Origin of the sequence: Sporosarcina sp. Marseille-Q4063, from assembly GCF_018309085.1 — a bacterium.
GTDB lineage: Bacteria > Bacillota > Bacilli > Bacillales_A > Planococcaceae > Sporosarcina.
The window spans coordinates 1401597-1419000 of the sequence record NZ_CP070502.1 but is presented as its reverse complement, the minus strand read 5'-3'; the positions used below and the strand labels follow the sequence as shown (position 1 = coordinate 1419000).

The following is a 17404-nucleotide window of genomic DNA, read 5'->3' as shown; positions in this document are numbered from 1 at the left end:
GCACATAAAGGGGGAAGAATCGATGGCTAAAGGGAAAGGCAATATTCTAGCCAGAAATAGAAGGGCGAATTTCGATTATGCAATTGAAGATACCCATGAAGCGGGTATCGTCTTGCAAGGAACAGAAATCAAATCGATTCGCGCCGGAAAAGTCCAGTTGAGAGAAGCATTCGTTCAAATTCGTAATAATGAAGCTTGGATCGTGAATATGCATATTAGTCCTTACGATCAAGGAAATCGGTTTAATCATGATCCCGTACGAACTCGAAAGCTTCTCCTTCATAGAAGGCAAATCAACCAGTTGATCGGAAAAACAGGGCAACAAGGTTATACAATCGTTCCTATACAGATTCACTTGAAAAATGGGTTCGCGAAGGTCCTGGTAGGCGTTGGTAAAGGTAAGAAACATTACGACAGACGAGAAGACCTTAAGCAGAAAGAAGCGAAGCGGGACGTCGCTCGTGCGCTGAAAGAGAGCCAGCAATATTGACTTTTGCTAGAAAATAAGCTATACTATGTATTGTATTAGTAGTTCAGAAACCTTAACCGGTTATCCTGACATCCTTTCGGGGACGTTACGGATTCGACAGGGGTGGTCTGAGCTTGAGTTGCGCGTCGGAGGGCTCGGCTCCGTCAGAAACGGCATTTATAATAACAGGCAAAACAAACAACAACCTAGCATTCGCAGCATAAGCTGTTGAATCTGCCTTGCAGTTCCATCGCCCATGTGGCATTGTAAGGCTCAACTTAAGTGGGATACGACGGCTGTTGCCTCCTGAGGCAGACGTAAGAGATTCGCAGGATAGCGCACAGGCCGCCTAGTTTGCCGGCAAAATGATGCGCGAAACCTAATTGGCAAACTATACGCGTAGACGCTCGAGTATATGAGCCTCTGGACGCGGGTTCGACTCCCGCCGTCTCCATTCATTTTTGAATGGTAATAATTAAAAGCAAAAACGACTTCATCTTAGGATGAGGTCGTTTTTTTGTGGCATATGGGCTAATTAGCTAATCTTGTCTTCCTGGGGGCGTTTCTAGTTTCGATGAATCTTAGCTTGGTCTAATCGCATAAATATTCCCTCCGAGTCCGTTCATCAATGGCCGAATGTAATGAACACGATCGATGATGCCAAGCTTCACCAGTTTCCGAATTGCTCGGCGAACTGTAACGTTAGATTTTCCAATTGCTGCAGCAATCGTATCATGTTTTAAATGAGCTACTCCGAATTCAACGGAATAGTGGTAAATAACGTTCAATACATCACGGTCTGAATGGTTCATCGCCCGCCAATGGTCTTCCTTGTGACAAGAAAGTGCCTTGTCTAAGTCAAATTCATTTGTGAAATACGCATATTGTGCTAAGTAATTTGTCATCAAAATTCCCTCCCTTTACACCTTATGTAGGCTGGATTTGATGTAAAGTGGACAGCGTGGTGAATTAAATTCTTGGATGGCGAGAAAAACGTGTAAAGTTTCCAACCAATATAGCTGTTATCTTTTGTTTAAATTATCAAGTGATTTCAAATACTTTATAAGACTAGAACTTTTAATTCAAATATAGTACATTATTGATTCATAAAAAACTATCCAACATACGAATTAAAGTAAGTGCTAAAAGAAAGTGAGGTTGGAATGATGATGCAATTCCCATTGCAAGGGCCAGTTCTCATATTCGGTTAAGCTGTGTTAATTTTTTTGTTCTTTCCTATACTAATGGGAAAATTAAGGATGCCTGCCATTATCGGACCAATTGTAGCGGGAATTATCGTCGGACCAAATGGGTTAGGAATATTAGCGCGCGATTCGACAATTGAACTGCTTGGAACAGTCGGTTTATTGTTTATTATGTTTATAGCAGGACTGGAGCTGGACTTTGACGGTTTTAAAAAGTACCGGAACCGCAGTATTGTCTTTGGATTACTTTCCTTCGGGCTTCCTTTTATTCTTGGAATAATCGTAGGATTATGGCTCGATCTCGGTGTACTTCCGGCAATTTTATTCGGTACAATCCTATCTTCACATACGTTGCTTGGTTTTCCTGCTGTGAGCCGTCGCGGGGTTACAAAAAATAAAGCAGTAACGACAGCAATTGGCGGTACTTTATTAACGGATAGCCTGGCAATGCTTGTCTTGGCTGTAGTAACAGGGGCATCTCAAGGAAATTTAACATTCGGGTTCTGGATGTATTTGATTATTTCAACAGCACTTTTTGCAGCCGGCATTCTAATTATCACACCTTACTTGACGAAGTGGTTTTTTAAGCACTCAAAAAATGAAGGAGCTTTAGAATTCAACTTTGTGATGGCAGTTCTATTCGTAGCCGGGGCAATATCATTGTTTGTAGGATTGGAACCAATTATCGGTGCATTCCTGGCGGGTCTGGCCCTGAATAGGTACATTTACGACCATGGTCCATTAATGAATAGAATCAGATTTACAGGGAATGCATTGTTTATTCCGTTTTTCTTATTATCTGTTGGTATGTTGATGGATCTTCGTGTTCTTATATCTAGTCCCGACGCGTTAATGGTAACAGCATTAATTCTAATCATAGGGATTATCGGTAAAATGATTGCGACCTGGATTACAGGTAAAGTATACGGTTATTCCAAAGTGGAAAGCAGGCTGATTTTTGGACTATCTATTTCACAAGCGGCAGCAACATTAGCAGCAACACTTGTCGGGTTTCGACTCGGTTTGATTGACCAGCAAATCGTGAACGCTGTGATTGTGATTATCTTGGTGACTTGTATTATGGGGCCATACTTTTCTGAAAAATATGCCGGAAAACTGGCAATTTTACAAGAAAAGGGTGGGCAAGATGAAACTCTTCATGAACGTATCTTAATCCCACTTGCGAATCCTAATACAATGGAATCACTTATGGACTTCGGGTTTGTTTTAAAAAAGGCGCTTAAGACAGATGAACCGCTATATCCACTAACAGTTGTTCAAAAGGATTTAAAACAAGCAGGCGATGAAGTGACACAGGCGGAAAGAATGCTCGAGCATGCTATTATGTATGCGTCAGGGGCAGAAGTTCCTGTTAAGCTGCTCACACGAGTGGATCAAAATGTTGGTTGGGGGATTGAACGTGCTTCTACGGAAGAACGGATCACGACAATCATCGCAGGCTGGGATGGTGTCATTGAAGGAGACACAAAGACTTACGGGAAAGTCATTGATAACTTCCTTGAACATACGTATCAGCGCTCGCTCATCACGAATATCAGGCAACCGCTGAATACAATGGAGCGAATCATTCTGATTTTGCCAAATAATGTTGTATATAAACCGGGGTTTGAAGATGCTATCGCCATTATTAAGGATATCTCTTCCCAGCTAAGTACAACAATTAAAGGACTTGTCCTCCGCGATGACTTAGACATATATGAAAAAGTTTCCGGACGGGTACGCCCTAATATTAAAATCGGGTTCCATTCAAAGGAAAGCTGGGATTCTCTTTATGAAAATAATTTGACCGATATTAAATCAACTGATCTTGTTATTTTATTAAGTGCCAGAAGAGGTACTGTGGCATGGAACCCTGAATTAGAAGCTTTACCGAAGAAACTCGCTACTTTGAATCGCGGCAACTTCATCGTGTTCTATCCAACAGAAATGAAAGAAACAGATATTCGCGGCTCACGTGAATGAAATCCCGAAAGAATTGTTTTTTAAAAGTGATTCCGGGGACTAATGACAAGGGGAAGGCTGTGCTAGTGAGGTATCACTGGGAGCTGAAGCAAGGTATCCGGAACTTTAACATAAGATGTTTAAATGTTAATAAACAAAGTGCAAAAACGACTTCATCTTAGGATGAGGTCGTTTTTTGTTGTAGATGGGTCAATCTTGTTTTGCGGGGTTCGAATCATTGTGAAAAAATCACCTACCTTATGATGTGATAGATTCACTACTTTAGAATTAAAATTCATGTCGACAAAATTGAAGAGTAGTAGTATTGTTGTGGTAAGTGCACCCGCTTACTTTTTTGGTTTTTTCTAGTAATTCAGAAAACTTTTCGCTAATGTCAAGGGTATATCATTATACGGACAAGCGACAAGGAACAGGTATAACATATTTCATTCCTTTAAGTATTCATGAACAATCAGCCATGTTCGATTTGAATAGACAATTTATACATACAAAAGAGATTGGAGCTGTATAAAGTGAATGGATTTACAGGGTTTATCGGGGAAACTAGAGGAGCGTGAATATCGTGTCGGAAACCAAGTTTGTTGAACTTCAAAAAGAACTTTTTGGCTTATTTGAACTAGGTAAATACGATGAAGTTCATTCACTGATTGAAAAAGCACAGGATGAATTTCCCGAAAGACTAGATAAAACAATTTTTTGGAGGGCTTGTGTTTATTCTGTTCAAGGAAACCAAGAAAACGCCATCGCAGCTCTTAAAGAGGGTTTGCAAAAAGGAATATGGTGGAATCCTTTGACATTAACTCGTGACCAAGATTTAAATAACCTCCAAAACATCGAAGAATTTAAAATAATAGTAAATGAGTGCCAGGAAATTTTGGAAAATCAGAAACATATATCTAAACCCCAACTGTTTACTTACGGAAATGATAAATCAAATACAGGATTATTTTCTTTGCATTGGCGGGGTTCTAATGTGAAAGATTTCGCTCCTTATTGGTTTGACAACAGTTTGTTAGACGATTTTCTTTTTGCATTTCCGCAATCATCTCAGGTCTTCGGATACAACGCTTATTGCTGGGACAATCAAAATATTGCAGTTGAAGAACTTACGGTATCATTCAGGGATTTCAAAGAAAAATTTAATACAAAACAGAATATTATTGCTGGTGCATCGCAAGGCGGTAAATTAGCGATTGAACTAAGTTTAAATGGAAATATTCTTGGAACAAAAGGATTTATAGCAGTTATTCCTGCAATTCAGGATGTGACTTCTTTAGAAAGTTTATTAGTGGGAAATGGAAATAAAATTAAGGGTTGCATTATCACGGGAGATAAAGACCCTTTTTACAAAAAAACCGTTGAATTAGTAAAAATTTTAGAAGAAAACGAATTTCAATGCAAATTGATGGTCAAAGAGGGATTGGGTCACTTCTTCCCTACTGATTTTACTGATTTATTAAAAGAAGCCGTTGAATTCATTCATAAGACTTAAAAGTAAATATTGGATAACTAAAAAGAGCTTGAAATAACTCAAGCTCTTTTCTTGTGAATTTGAATGTGAATTACCCTGTGAAAAATTAGCGATTATTGTTGCTTTTTGAACTGTGAATTGATGTTTTGTACCCCAAAAGTAAACCCGTTAATCTTGGGATGAGGTCGTTTTTTTGTTGCATATGAGCTAAGTAGTTAATCTTGTTTCTATTTTCGATGGATCTTAGCTTGGTCTAATGGCATAAATATTCACACCGAGTCCGGTCATCAATGGCCGGATGTAATGAACACAATATGGTATTTTCATCTATGGAGAAAGTAAGACAAAGTTATGACGATAATTGGTAGGCCGAAGTTGACGGTCTCTTATGGTGTTCACTATCCGTTCATAAAAAAATGCTACTATAGATGTAAATGATTTAGGGAGGCCGATGAATGAACAAACAAGTTAAAGTTCTTGTCATTGAAGATGATCCTTACATTTGTGAATTGATTATTTTATACGCTGAAAAAAGCGGGTATAAAGTTGGCATAGCAAATGATGGAATGATGGGATTAGAAATGTTTTATGAAAATCCTCCTGATCTTGTCATTTTAGATATTATGTTGCCTGAAATGGACGATTGGGAAGTTTGCAAGGAAATAAGGAAATTTGATCAAACACCCACTATCATGTTGACCGCGAAAGGCGAAAGCTACGACAAACTTAAAGGTTTCGATCTAGGAGCGGATGATTACTTGGTGAAACCTTTTGATCCGAATGAACTGATGGCACGGATAAAAGCGGTGCTCCGGCGGACCAATCCGATGTTAGATGCAAATGAAATCATTGAACTTCCCATGTTAAAGATTGATCTTCAACAATACAAGGTGACCTATGAAAAACAGGAGATCGTGTTGCCGCCCAAGGAAATGGAGCTGCTATATTTTCTCTCCTCACATCCAAATCAAGTATTCACACGTCAGCAGCTACTGGAAAAGATATGGGGCTTGGATTTTGAGGGCAATCCTAGAACGGTTGATGTGCATATTAAAAGGATTCGAGAAAAATTGGGTAATTCCAACTCTTATTGGAGGGTGAAAACGATAAGAGGCGTTGGATATAAATTTGAGGTGGACAAGCATTGATTCGCATAAAAAGTATATTTTTGAAGCTGTTTATCACGTATATCGTCATATTAATTTTGTCGCATTTCGTTCTTGCTATAGTCTCGTATTTTTTACTTCAGAACAATCTAACTAACATGCATCTGAAATCAGAAGACTTTCACCAAATGAAGTATTTGTTTGTATTGGCATCAATTATATCTATTACCATTACAGGTTTATTTACATACTATCTTTCTAAAAGGATTACCGCCCCCCTCCGAGAAATGAATCGGATTGCCCTCCATATCGCTAGGGGACAATTTGAGCAAAAAGTCTCAAACAGGAGGACATTCAATCTATTTGGGAACGATTTTATAAAGCCGATAGAGCCCGAACTAAAAAGGTAGGCACAGGACTCGGCTTGTCCATTGTTAAGCACATATTAGAACTTCATCAAACCGACATTCAAGTGGAAAGTGAAGTAGGAAGAGGTACAACCTTTACTTTTACGCTACCATTAGCCCAGGACAAATCGAATAAACATGAGTTCTAGTAATTTGATGTTCATCATCCGTTCATAGAACATTGCTATATTAATTCTGTACTTAGAGGCCATGAATAAATAGGGGGAAACCTAAATGAAAAAGTCATTATCAAGTCATACAACAAAGGAGGATACGTATATGTCGGACCGTAAATCTACCACGAGTACACCACGGTGGGTGAAGGTGTCTGGGATTGTCGTGATTATCCTAGTACTTCTTGTTATTGCAATTATGATTATCAGCGGTGGTGAACACGGGCCAGGTCGTCATCTGCCGTCTTCTAATAGTGTAGAACAAGGAGTGGAGCAGCCTTGGTCATGAAACCCGGCCTACGCAAGTTCGCGCTCACCGCGCATATCACTTCCTCGGTTGGGTGGTTCGGCGCGGTCGTTGGATTCCTGGTTCTTGTCGTCGCCACTCTCACCGAAGGGGATGCCAAAGCGGTGCATGCTGCTTGGATTGCGATGGAGTTAATCGGCTGGTACGCCATCGTCCCGTTGGCTATTCTCTCGCTACTAACTGGGCTAGTTATGTCATTAGGTACCAAGTGGGGCTTATTAAAGCATTATTGGGTCCTTTTCAAGCTACTGCTCACCGTTTTAGCCACCACCGTCTTGCTATTAAATATGCAGACAGTGAGTTTCCAAGCAAATGTAGCGAAAGAAACGGGGAGTGCCGAGTTCGATGTCTTATGGAGCGAACTCCTACATGCTGGGGTTGGTCTACTCGTGTTATTCGTAATCATAATACTATCGGTGTACAAGCCTCGAGGCATGACTCCGTTCGGGCAGCGTAAGGAACGGGGTTGACGTTAAGCAGGTAAGAAATTTAATATAGCTTTTTGTAAATGGGTAAGGAGTTTCCCCTTTTTAGTTTTAAAATCTCTGTTAAGGGAAAAATACCACTGATTGCTAAACTAGCAGGAGGTGAGTCCATGAATACAAAATACGAAGAGTGCCTGAAAGCATGTTTGGAATGTTTGGAAGCATGCAATGTCTGTTTTGATGCGTGTCTGAAAGAGGACGATTTGAAGATGATGGCTGATTGTATCCGTTTGGACCGTGAATGCGCGGATATATGCGCGTTTGCAGCGCAAGCAATGACGCGCAATAGCCCTTTTACAAAGCAGATTTTAGAACTTTGTGCAGAAGTTTGTGAACGATGCGCGGAGGAGTGCGCTAAACATGATCACGATCATTGCCAACGCTGTGCTGAAGCTTGCCGGAAGTGTGCTGAGGCATGCCGTGAAGTGGCGGCTTAAAACAGGGCTATATATCAATGGAAAATAAAAAAAGTGATATTGAACAGGAGTTGGTTTCTTGTTCAATATCACTTTTTTCATACCGAAATATTTTACTGAATATAAGACATTTTATTTCAGACATGAATTAAGAAGGTTTTTTCTATGTTGAAGTAGAAAATAGAATAATAGAACTATTTATTCCTGAAAACTTTTTGTCCATCTGAAGGGTATATATAGTAGGAGCAAAAACTTTTAGTCGTTCTAGGAAGAATATGTGACATATGAAATAATGCGGGTAGCCATCCAATATAAAGACAGACGACAAGGAACAGACTTCAGTAAAATGACCCAAAATGGAATCAAAACGTTTCTCGCGACTTTGCACTAAGCTCCTTGCGAAAAGTTTAAGCGTTTAACTTCAATACACCCCTCTAAGTTATTCATCAACAATCTGTCATGTTCGATTTGACTAGACAATTTATCCATACAAAATAGATTGGAGCTGTATAAAGTGAATGGATTTACAGGGTTTATCGGGGAAACTAGAAATGTTGCACTTGTTTTGGATGAAATGATGGATAAGATTCGTCATCGCGGACCGAATTCGTCGGGGGTTTTTATAGAGAATGAAGCAGCACTGGGCTTTCTATCATTAAGAAATCTTGACGAAGAAGAGCGTCAGCCGCATTTCAACGCAAAAGATTCATTTGTCGTGGCTTATGATGGACAAATTTATAATAGTGATGAGTTAAGAGGAGAACTTATATCTAAAGGTTATGTATTTGAAACGGACAAGATTAGTGAACTACTCATTCATGGCTACATAGAGTATGCTGAAAAGTTGCCTGAAAAACTGCGCGGTGTGTTCGCATTCGTTATATGGGATCGAAAAAACAAAAAAACATTTGGTGCCCGCGATAGGTTTGGCGTTAAACCCTTTTATTATGCACACATGAATGACATATTTTTCTTTGGTTCTGAGATTAAAAGCTTTCTGCCGCATCCAGATTTCGTTAAAGAACTTAACGAAAAAGCCTTAAAACCTTATTTAATATTTCAGTTTCCGGTATTAAACGAAACATTTTTTAAAGGTGTTTTTAAATTAAAAGCAGCGCATTATTTAACAAATGATAACGGACAAATTTCTACCGAACGCTACTGGTCTCCAAGCTTTAATCCAACAGATCAACCATTGGAAGAAATTGTGGGTGAAATTGATGACGCGCTGAGAGAGTCTATCAGCGTACATCAAAAGGGCGATGTAAAATTAGGTGCATTTTTATCGAGCGGTGTGGATTCCAGTTACGTAACAACCGTTTTAAAACCGGAAAAAACATTTACAGTAGGTTTTAGTAAAGAGAATTTTTCGGAAATAGATAGTGCCAAAAAGTTATCAGATGAATTGGGCATTGAAAATGTTCGTAAAATTTTAGACCCAACGCGATGCTTTGATCAATTGGAAGAGATATTATATATGATGGATGAACCGCACTCAAATCCCTCTATCATACCAATGTATTTTTTAGCGGAACTTGCAAGCCGCGAAGTGTCAGTTGTGCTAACTGGAGAAGGCGCCGATGAATTATTTGGTGGATATGATGAATATGATATGACAAAAATGATGAAAAATTATAAAAAAATCCCTGTTTCAGTTCGCAAGTCGTTCGGTATTTTCGCGAAAAGTTTACCCGAAGTCAGAGGAAAGAATTTTTTAATAAAATGCGGACTTTCACCGGAAGAGTGGTTTATTGGCCGTGCGAAAGTGTTTGAAGAAAAAGAAGTGGACAACTTGCTAACGAATGGATTTAAACATGGGCCTACTGTACAAGATATTGTGAAACCTATCTATAAGAAAGTAGAAAATGAAGACGACATTACAAAAATGCAGTACTTAGACATGCACCTGTGGTTGGTAGATGATATTTTATTGAAAGCGGATAAGATGAATATGGCGCATTCACTTGAGATACGTTCACCGTTTTTAGACCAGGAAGTCATGAAAGTTGCTGAAAAAGTGCCATCAAAATATCGTGTAAATAATATTGATACGAAATATGCTTTACGATTAGCGGCAAAGAGAGCACTACCGGAAGAATATGCAAATAGAAAAAAGATTGGGTTTCCAGTTCCGATTCACCATTGGATCAGGGAGGAAAAATACTATTTAAAAATCAAGGCCAGTTTTGAAAGTGCAGAGGCAGCACGGTTCTTCGACAAACAGTCTATTATGAATTTGTTATCAAATCATTATCAAGGTAAAGTGAAAAACGGACGAAAAATATGGGCAATATATATGTTTTTAATATGGCATAAGAAGTATTTTATAGAAGAAACTGTGAGGGATGACAGTAAACTTGCAGTTGCTTTGTCTATTTGACATTTTACGGCGCCTCGCCTTCGCAGAATAACAAAAACGATTTCATCTTGGGATCGTTTTTTATTGTATTGAAAAGCGTTAATCCTTTCTGCCACTAATGCTTCGAACAAAATTCCCTTCCATCCGTCGATATCTACTTCAAAAACCTGATGCATTACGATTATTCTAATAATTATAAAAATACTAATTGACATCGTATTAGTCGGTATTTATACTTAACTTGATTGAACAACAACTAGAATATGAAGTCAAAACTAATTTAAAGGAGGGGATATTACCACAATCTGTTAATCTGTGATTAATAGTTCTAGCAAAAACAAAAAGGGAGTGCTAACTGAATGCGTACAAGTAAATGGAGAAAAAGTTCAAATCTATTATTGTCAGCAAGTTTAGGGGTTAGTTTATTATTAACAGGAATGCCGTCCACAGTCGGAGCTACGACGACTTCATCTGAAGTAATGAATGTACAAGCATCAGCAGAAACAGAATTTGATAAAGTGTATAATCTTACGAACTATAAAACTGGAAAATTGATGATACACGAATCAAGTGTTTCGATTACACTCGATTCAACGTCAACAATAAAGAATGGTGTTGTATTCACGGGCAGTTATGCAACGTTTTATGGGGATGGATTCACAGATACTTCCGTTACAATTAAACCCAAAAAAGCAGGTACGATTGTTGATTTTAATGGGATTGAAATGTCTCAAGTGATTATAGAAGGAAATAAAGTTTCTGAAATTAGAGGCGCTGGCAACGTTCAACAAATTGATTATGTAAAGGGTGCGAACCCAGATGCGATCAAGTTTCCGTTTGATCTATCTATTATGCATACGAATGATACACATGGAAATTTAAATAATGTAGCAAAACGTGTAACAGCAGTGAAGGAAGTACGGGCAGAAAAACCAAATGCACTTCTTCTTGATGCAGGCGATGTTATGTCGGGAACATTGTATTTCAACGAATTTCAGGGAATGGCAGACTTACAGTTTATGAACTTAATGGGATATGATGCGATGACATTTGGTAATCATGAATTTGATTTAGGTTCAACTCAAGCGGGACATCAAGCATTAGCAGACTTTGTTGAAGCAGCCCAATTCCCGTTTGTTAGCTCTAATGTTGATTTTTCAAAAGATGATAAATTCACGGGCTTATTCAGTGATTTAATTTCAAGTGAACCAGAAAAAGGCAAAATCTATAATGGAATCATTAAGGAAATTAATGGGGAAAAAGTTGGTATATTTGGACTGACAACCCCTGAGACAGTCGATATTTCAAGTCCTGGGGCAATAACTTTTAGCGACTACATTGACGAGGCTGAAAGAGCAGTAGCCGCATTTGAAAATCAAGGTGTCGACAAAATTATTGCTTTGACACATATTGGTTACGATGATAATCCGGCAGTTGATAATGATTTGATGTTAGCTGCAACAGTTGATGGAATTGATGTGATTGTTGGCGGACATAGCCATACACAATTAAATGAACCTGTTGTCGTTGACCAAGATGAAACTGGCGCATCGAAAGACCCAACGCTCATTGTCCAAGCCTATCAATATAATGAGTTTTTAGGAACAGTAGATGTTGAGTTTGATAAGGGGGTCATCATTGATTTCAAGGGTGAATTAATCCCTGTTAGTGGAAAAGTTGCAGATCCGGAAGCAGCCGAAATGTTAAAACCATATTCAGATAGAGTAGAAGAAGTTGCACAAACAGAAATTGGCGCAACAGCAGAAAGTAAATTGGAAAATCCGCGTTCGAGTGGTGATAATACATTACCAAGCGTACGTAAAAATGAAACAGCATTGGGTAACTTGATCACGGACGGTATGCTGGCAAAAGCAAAAACGTATAATCCTAATGTAATCATGGCATTGCAAAATGGCGGCGGAATCCGGGCTGCAATTGAGTCTGGTCCGATTACAGTTGGAGAAGTAATTACAGTCCTTCCATTTGGCAATACGTTAGCAACGATGGACCTGACTGGAGCAGAATTAAAAGAAGCGTTTGAAATTAGTTTCCGAGAGTACCCACGCGAAAATGGCGGTTTCTTACATGTTTCAGGTGCAAAAGTGACATTCGATTCTGGAAAACCCGTTGGTGAGCGTGTTGTTTCTATAGCCTATAAAAATGTAGATGGTACCTACACAGAAATTAGTGATAATGAGTCTTATACCATAGCGACAAATGCATTTACCGCTAAAGGCGGAGACGGTTACACAGTTTTTGCGAGAGCATATGAAGCAGGCCGAGTAACGGATTTAGGTCTTAGTGATTGGGAAAACTTTGCCGAACATCTAAGTAGTTTAGGAAGTATTATTCCATTAGTTGAAGGTCGAATTATCGACGTGGCTGAATAAGGCGGATAATGGGACAGGCATGAGCCTGTCCTATTATATTATCCGGAAAAACCCCCCAAAAAAAGGAGAGCTGGTCTTCATGCAGAATAGAAACTGGAAAAAAAGGCTGAGTCCCATACTTGCCATTGCGCTAGTAATGAATTTACTACTACCGGCATTACCGGCGGCAGTGAGCGCAGAGACGACAATACCGAGCGATTTAATTATTTCTGAATATATCGAAGGAAGTAGCTTTAACAAAGCAATCGAGATTTACAATGGCACAGGTCAGGCAATCGACTTGAGCAACTATACATTGGAACTTTATGCAAATGGCGCAACTTCTACTACCGCAAAATTAGCACTAGAAAGCTCACTTGATGATGGCGCGACTTATGTCATCTATCATAATCAAGCAAATGATGAAATAAAAAGCAAAGGGAATCTAGGAAACTCGAGCGTTATTAATTTTAATGGCGATGACGCGTTAGTTCTTAAAAAGTCCGACCAATTGATTGATTCGATTGGACAAGTTGGCACTAGGGTTGAAAATTTAAAGGATGTCACCTTAGTAAGGAAAAGCAATATCACAACAGGGGATAAGGTTATTGATGATGCATTTGATCCAGCAGTTGAATGGACTGCATTCCCAATTAACGATGCTTCCAATCTAGGAACACACAAGATGGACGGCGTTGAGGAACCAGGCAACCCCGAAGAAATCATCACGATTGCGGATGCACGTGCACAGGCAGCTGGCGTGGTAAAAGTAAAAGGAATTGTCACGGCTAAATTGAAAAACACAATTCATTTTCAGGACGAAACGGCAGCACTCGCAATCTATCCAAGCTCACTTAACGTGCAGCTAGGCGATGAAATTATTGTCACAGGAACGTTAGCAGCACACAACGGCCTGTTACAATTAACAGATGTGACGCTTGAGGGAGATGGAAACCCAGTAGGCGTGCCAAAAGCTACCATTTTAACAGGGGCACAGCTTAATGAAGAAAATGAATCGAAGCTAGTAACCGTGAACGGGGTAACGCTTATTGCGATTCAAGAGGGAAATGGCTGGGCGAATTATACAGCAACGGACGGAACTGAATTTCTAGTACGAGATGAAACGGCTACACTCGACCTTTCTTCCGGTACAACCTATGATTCTATCACAGGAATTGTTCAGGAATTTAATGGTGCATTTCAAATAATTCCGAGAAACCAAGCGGATATCGTTGCTGATGCATCAGCTGTCCATGCTGTAACAGCAACACCGGCGTCGGGTTTGATTCCATCGGGAACAGAAGTAACACTTTCTACAGGTACTAGCGGTGCAACGATTTATTTTACGACGAATGGTGATGAACCATCGCCATCTAGTCAGGAATACAGAGAACCAATTGTCGTTGATCAAGATATGGTCATCAAAGCAATTGCAGTAAAAGATGGTCTGAAGGCTAGTAATATTACCGAATTTACTTACACTGTTTTCGACCAGGAAGCAGGTATGCAAATTCATCATATTCAAGGGGAATCGCATGAATCTCCACTAAAAGGTACATTTGTTAACGACATTCAAGGTGTTGTGACGTATACGTATAAAATCGGCGGCGGAAACTATTTTCACTTCCAAACACCGGATCATCTAGCGGATGACAATGAAAAAACGTCTGAAGGGCTGGTCGTTTATACAGGAAACCAAGTCGCTAATGTAAATATAGGTGACCTAGTCAGCGTATCTGGTACTGTTGATGAGTTTCATATCGACGGATACTACGATACAAAACAAGATACCGATTTATCTGTTACACAAATTAATGCAAGAGATGATCGTGGTGGAGTCGTTGAAACGGTGAAAAGTAATGTCGCACTCCCAGCACCAATCTTGATTGATGAGGATAACCTCCCGTCTGAAGTGATTGACAATGATAGCTTTGAACAATTTGATCCAGAAGAAGATGCGATCGATTTTTGGGAAAGCTTAGAGGGTATGCTTGTCGAAGTTGGCACAGTAAAGGCTGTCGCTCCACAAGAACATGGTGATTTAATAACCGTGCTTGAATCTAGGGAAACCAATACGCTTCACGGCGGTGTTAAATTAACAGAGGAAACGGCAAACCCTGACCGAATCCAGTTCAAGTTACATGATAATAACCAAGCAAGAGATTTTGAAGTAGCCACAGGGGACACTTTTGAAGGCCCAATCACAGGCGTTGTGAATTATGGCTTCCAAAACTATAAAATTTATGCTGATTTAGAAGATATGCAAACTAAATTCGTCAAAGGCGAGGCAACCCCAGAAACAACGACAATTGTCAAAGAAGAGGATAAGCTAACGATTGCTTCTTATAATTTGGAGAACTTTTCGAATAACACCAAGTCAACGTCAGACGATAAAGCAAGAAAATTAGCACGCGCATTTGCGTCGGACATGCAAAATCCAGATATCATCGGCGTGACTGAAGTTCAAGATAATAATGGACAAGATGCCGGAGATTCTAAGGCGAATGAAAGCTATGATCGACTGATTCAAGCAATTGTTGATGCTGGCGGCGTAAGGTATGAATATGCCAATATTGATCCGGTAAATAATGCGGATGGCGGAGCACCAAATGCGAATATCCGTGTTGGTTTCCTATACAATCCAGACCGTGTCAGCTTGACGGAAGGTATGCCCGCAGGTGATGCAACAACGGCAGTTAGCTATGAAAACGGGAAATTAACGCATAATCCAGGTCGAATTGACCCAAATAATGCAGCATTTAATAATAGCCGTAAACCATTAGCAGCACAGTTTGATTTCCAAGGTGAAAGTGTGATTGTCATCGCCAATCACTGGAATTCGAAATCTGGCGATACACCATTATTCGGTTCTACACAACCGCCTGTTTATAGTAGTGAAGTACAACGTAAGCAAATCGCAACGGTTGTGTCTGATTTTATAGCAGATATTAAAACGAAAAATCCGAATGGGAATATTGTTTCTGTTGGTGATTTCAATGATTTTCAGTTCACCGAAGCACTGAGAATCCATGAAGGCGACCATATGACAAACATGATTAATAAAGTCGATGAACAAGATCGTTACACATATCTTTTCCAAGGAAATTCCCAAGTGCTCGACCATATTTTGGTGTCGAACAATATAGTGGAAGAGACGGAAATTGATATTCTTCATATTAATGCAGATTTTACCGATATGGCTGGACGTGCAAGTGATCATGACCCAGTGATGGTGAAAGTGGGCTTAAATGGCGAGGAACCAGAGAATCCGGAAGAACCGGCGCCAATTATCCCAGGAAAAATATACGATTTCACAAACATCGAAGCACATGAACTGATTCTTCACGATCCGAGCGTCTCTGTTAAGCTTGATGCAAATTCGAAAATTAAAAAAGGAATTACCGTTACCGGCGAATATGCCGAATTCCATGGTGATGGGTTCAAGAAAACAGACATAACAATCAATCCTGAAAAAGCCGGGGCAATATTTGATTTCAAAGGGACAGAAATATCGAAAGTAACAATTGAAGGTAAAAATGTCGCTGAACTAAGAGGCGTAGAAAATATTAAAGACATTAAATATAAGAAAGGCGCTGATCCAGACAAAATTATAATTACTGAAAGTACACCGGAAAATCAAGCGCCAGTAATGACGAAGTCTTTTGAAAATCAAAAGGTGATTGAAGGGGAAAATATTGAATTAACGCTATCAGATTACTTTTCCGATCCGGATGGAGATGTGCTAACATTTTCATCAACAAAAGGAAAAGTTAATCAGGAGACTACAAAACTTACTCTTCAACTTGAAGTAGGCAGCCACATTGTTGCGGTTACAGCAACAGATGGAACAGAGAGTATTACTGAGACATTTAGCGTAACGGTTGAGGAAGCTGAAGCCGAAGTTCCAGAAGATGATTATTATGCAGATGCAATTGGTAAAAAGGGCGATGTATTAAAAGGAGCCTTGCATGAGATTATTGATGATCATCATCAGCTATCCTACAGTGAAGTATGGGATGCCTTGAAAATAACGGATGAGGACCCAAATAATCCAAGTAATGTCATTCTCCTTTATTCAGGAGACACACGTTCAAAAGATCGCAATGGCGGCAATATCGGCGACTGGAATCGTGAGCATACTTGGGCAAAATCGCATGGAGATTTTGGGACAAGTAAAGGGCCGGGCACCGATATTCACCACCTCCGCCCGACCGATGTCCAAGTTAATAGCTCAAGAGGAAATCTTGATTTTGACAACGGGGGAACTGCCAACGTAAAAAATTGTGCGGAATGCAAGCGTGACGGTGATTCTTGGGAGCCGCCTAATGATGTCAAAGGCGATGTTGCAAGAATGCTGTTTTACATGGCTGTCCGCTATGAAGCGGGCGACAAGGTTGACTTAGAGCTAAATGATCGAGTCAACAATGGCACCAATCCATATCACGGAAAGCTATCTATTTTACTCGAATGGCATGAACAGGACCCTGTCAGTGAATGGGAAATGAATCGAAACGAAAAAATCGAGGAAATCCAAGGCAATCGCAATCCATTTATCGATTATCCAGAATGGGCAAATGATATTTGGGATGAGGGAGCTTAAGGTAATAAACTCTGAGGAAAAGCGTAGTTTCTGTAATGGAGACTGCGCTTTTTT

12 protein-coding genes and 1 other RNA gene are annotated in these 17404 nt (G+C 39.7%); 12 read left to right on the top strand and 1 reads right to left on the bottom strand.

The genetic code is table 11. The features are described 5' to 3' along the window. Positions 1-22 precede the first annotated feature (22 nt). Both smpB and ssrA read left to right on the top strand, forming a co-directional pair. Complete coding sequence (smpB, locus tag JSQ81_RS07250; RefSeq protein ID WP_212606999.1) at positions 23-490, top strand: SsrA-binding protein SmpB; 468 nt, start codon at positions 23-25, stop codon at positions 488-490. Positions 491-568: 78 nt separating this feature from the next. Beyond that, positions 569-926: a transfer-messenger RNA gene (gene ssrA, locus JSQ81_RS07245) on the top strand. 124 nt (positions 927-1050) lie between these two features. Here the strand turns inward: ssrA and JSQ81_RS07240 are convergent. Continuing rightward, entirely contained in the window at positions 1051-1374 is a 324-nt protein-coding gene (locus JSQ81_RS07240; protein WP_212606998.1) for a helix-turn-helix domain-containing protein, read from the bottom strand. Positions 1375-1728: 354 nt separating this feature from the next. On the opposite strand from JSQ81_RS07240, the gene JSQ81_RS07235 reads away from it, so the two are divergent. The 10 genes from JSQ81_RS07235 to JSQ81_RS07190 all read left to right on the top strand — a co-directional run bounded on the left by JSQ81_RS07235 (position 1729) and on the right by JSQ81_RS07190 (position 17350). After that, positions 1729-3657, top strand: a complete 1929-nt coding sequence (locus tag JSQ81_RS07235; RefSeq protein WP_249336666.1) for a cation:proton antiporter — start codon at positions 1729-1731, stop codon at positions 3655-3657. A gap of 562 nt (positions 3658-4219) precedes the next feature. Beyond that, entirely contained in the window at positions 4220-5149 is a 930-nt protein-coding gene (locus JSQ81_RS07230) for a DUF3089 domain-containing protein (RefSeq protein WP_212606997.1), read from the top strand. A gap of 434 nt (positions 5150-5583) precedes the next feature. Next, positions 5584-6276, top strand: a complete 693-nt coding sequence (locus JSQ81_RS07225) for a response regulator transcription factor (RefSeq protein ID WP_212606996.1) — start codon at positions 5584-5586, stop codon at positions 6274-6276. Positions 6277-6586: 310 nt separating this feature from the next. Beyond that, positions 6587-6790: an ATP-binding protein gene (locus tag JSQ81_RS07220; RefSeq protein ID WP_212607586.1), complete on the top strand. Its 204-nt coding sequence runs from the start codon at positions 6587-6589 to the stop codon at positions 6788-6790. An 85-nt stretch (positions 6791-6875) separates the two neighbouring features. Further along, positions 6876-7103: a hypothetical protein gene (locus tag JSQ81_RS07215; protein ID WP_212606995.1), complete on the top strand. Its 228-nt coding sequence runs from the start codon at positions 6876-6878 to the stop codon at positions 7101-7103. Continuing rightward, positions 7100-7591 (top strand): DUF2269 family protein, encoded by a 492-nt coding sequence (locus JSQ81_RS07210; RefSeq protein ID WP_249336665.1) that lies wholly within the window; start codon positions 7100-7102, stop codon positions 7589-7591. The genes JSQ81_RS07215 and JSQ81_RS07210 overlap by 4 nt, the downstream gene beginning before the upstream one ends. A gap of 125 nt (positions 7592-7716) precedes the next feature. Next, complete coding sequence (locus tag JSQ81_RS07205; RefSeq protein ID WP_212606993.1) at positions 7717-8043, top strand: four-helix bundle copper-binding protein; 327 nt, start codon at positions 7717-7719, stop codon at positions 8041-8043. Between the two features lie 493 nt (positions 8044-8536). Beyond that, entirely contained in the window at positions 8537-10402 is a 1866-nt protein-coding gene (asnB, locus tag JSQ81_RS07200) for an asparagine synthase (glutamine-hydrolyzing) (RefSeq protein WP_212606992.1), read from the top strand. Between the two features lie 338 nt (positions 10403-10740). After that, on the top strand, positions 10741-12771 hold the full coding sequence (locus JSQ81_RS07195) for a bifunctional metallophosphatase/5'-nucleotidase (protein ID WP_249336664.1): 2031 nt from the start codon (positions 10741-10743) through the stop codon (positions 12769-12771). 79 nt (positions 12772-12850) lie between these two features. Then, positions 12851-17350 carry an endonuclease gene (locus tag JSQ81_RS07190; protein WP_212606991.1) on the top strand — a complete coding sequence of 1500 codons (4500 nt, stop codon included), beginning with the start codon at positions 12851-12853 and terminating at the stop codon, positions 17348-17350. The last annotated feature ends 54 nt before the right edge of the window (positions 17351-17404 follow it).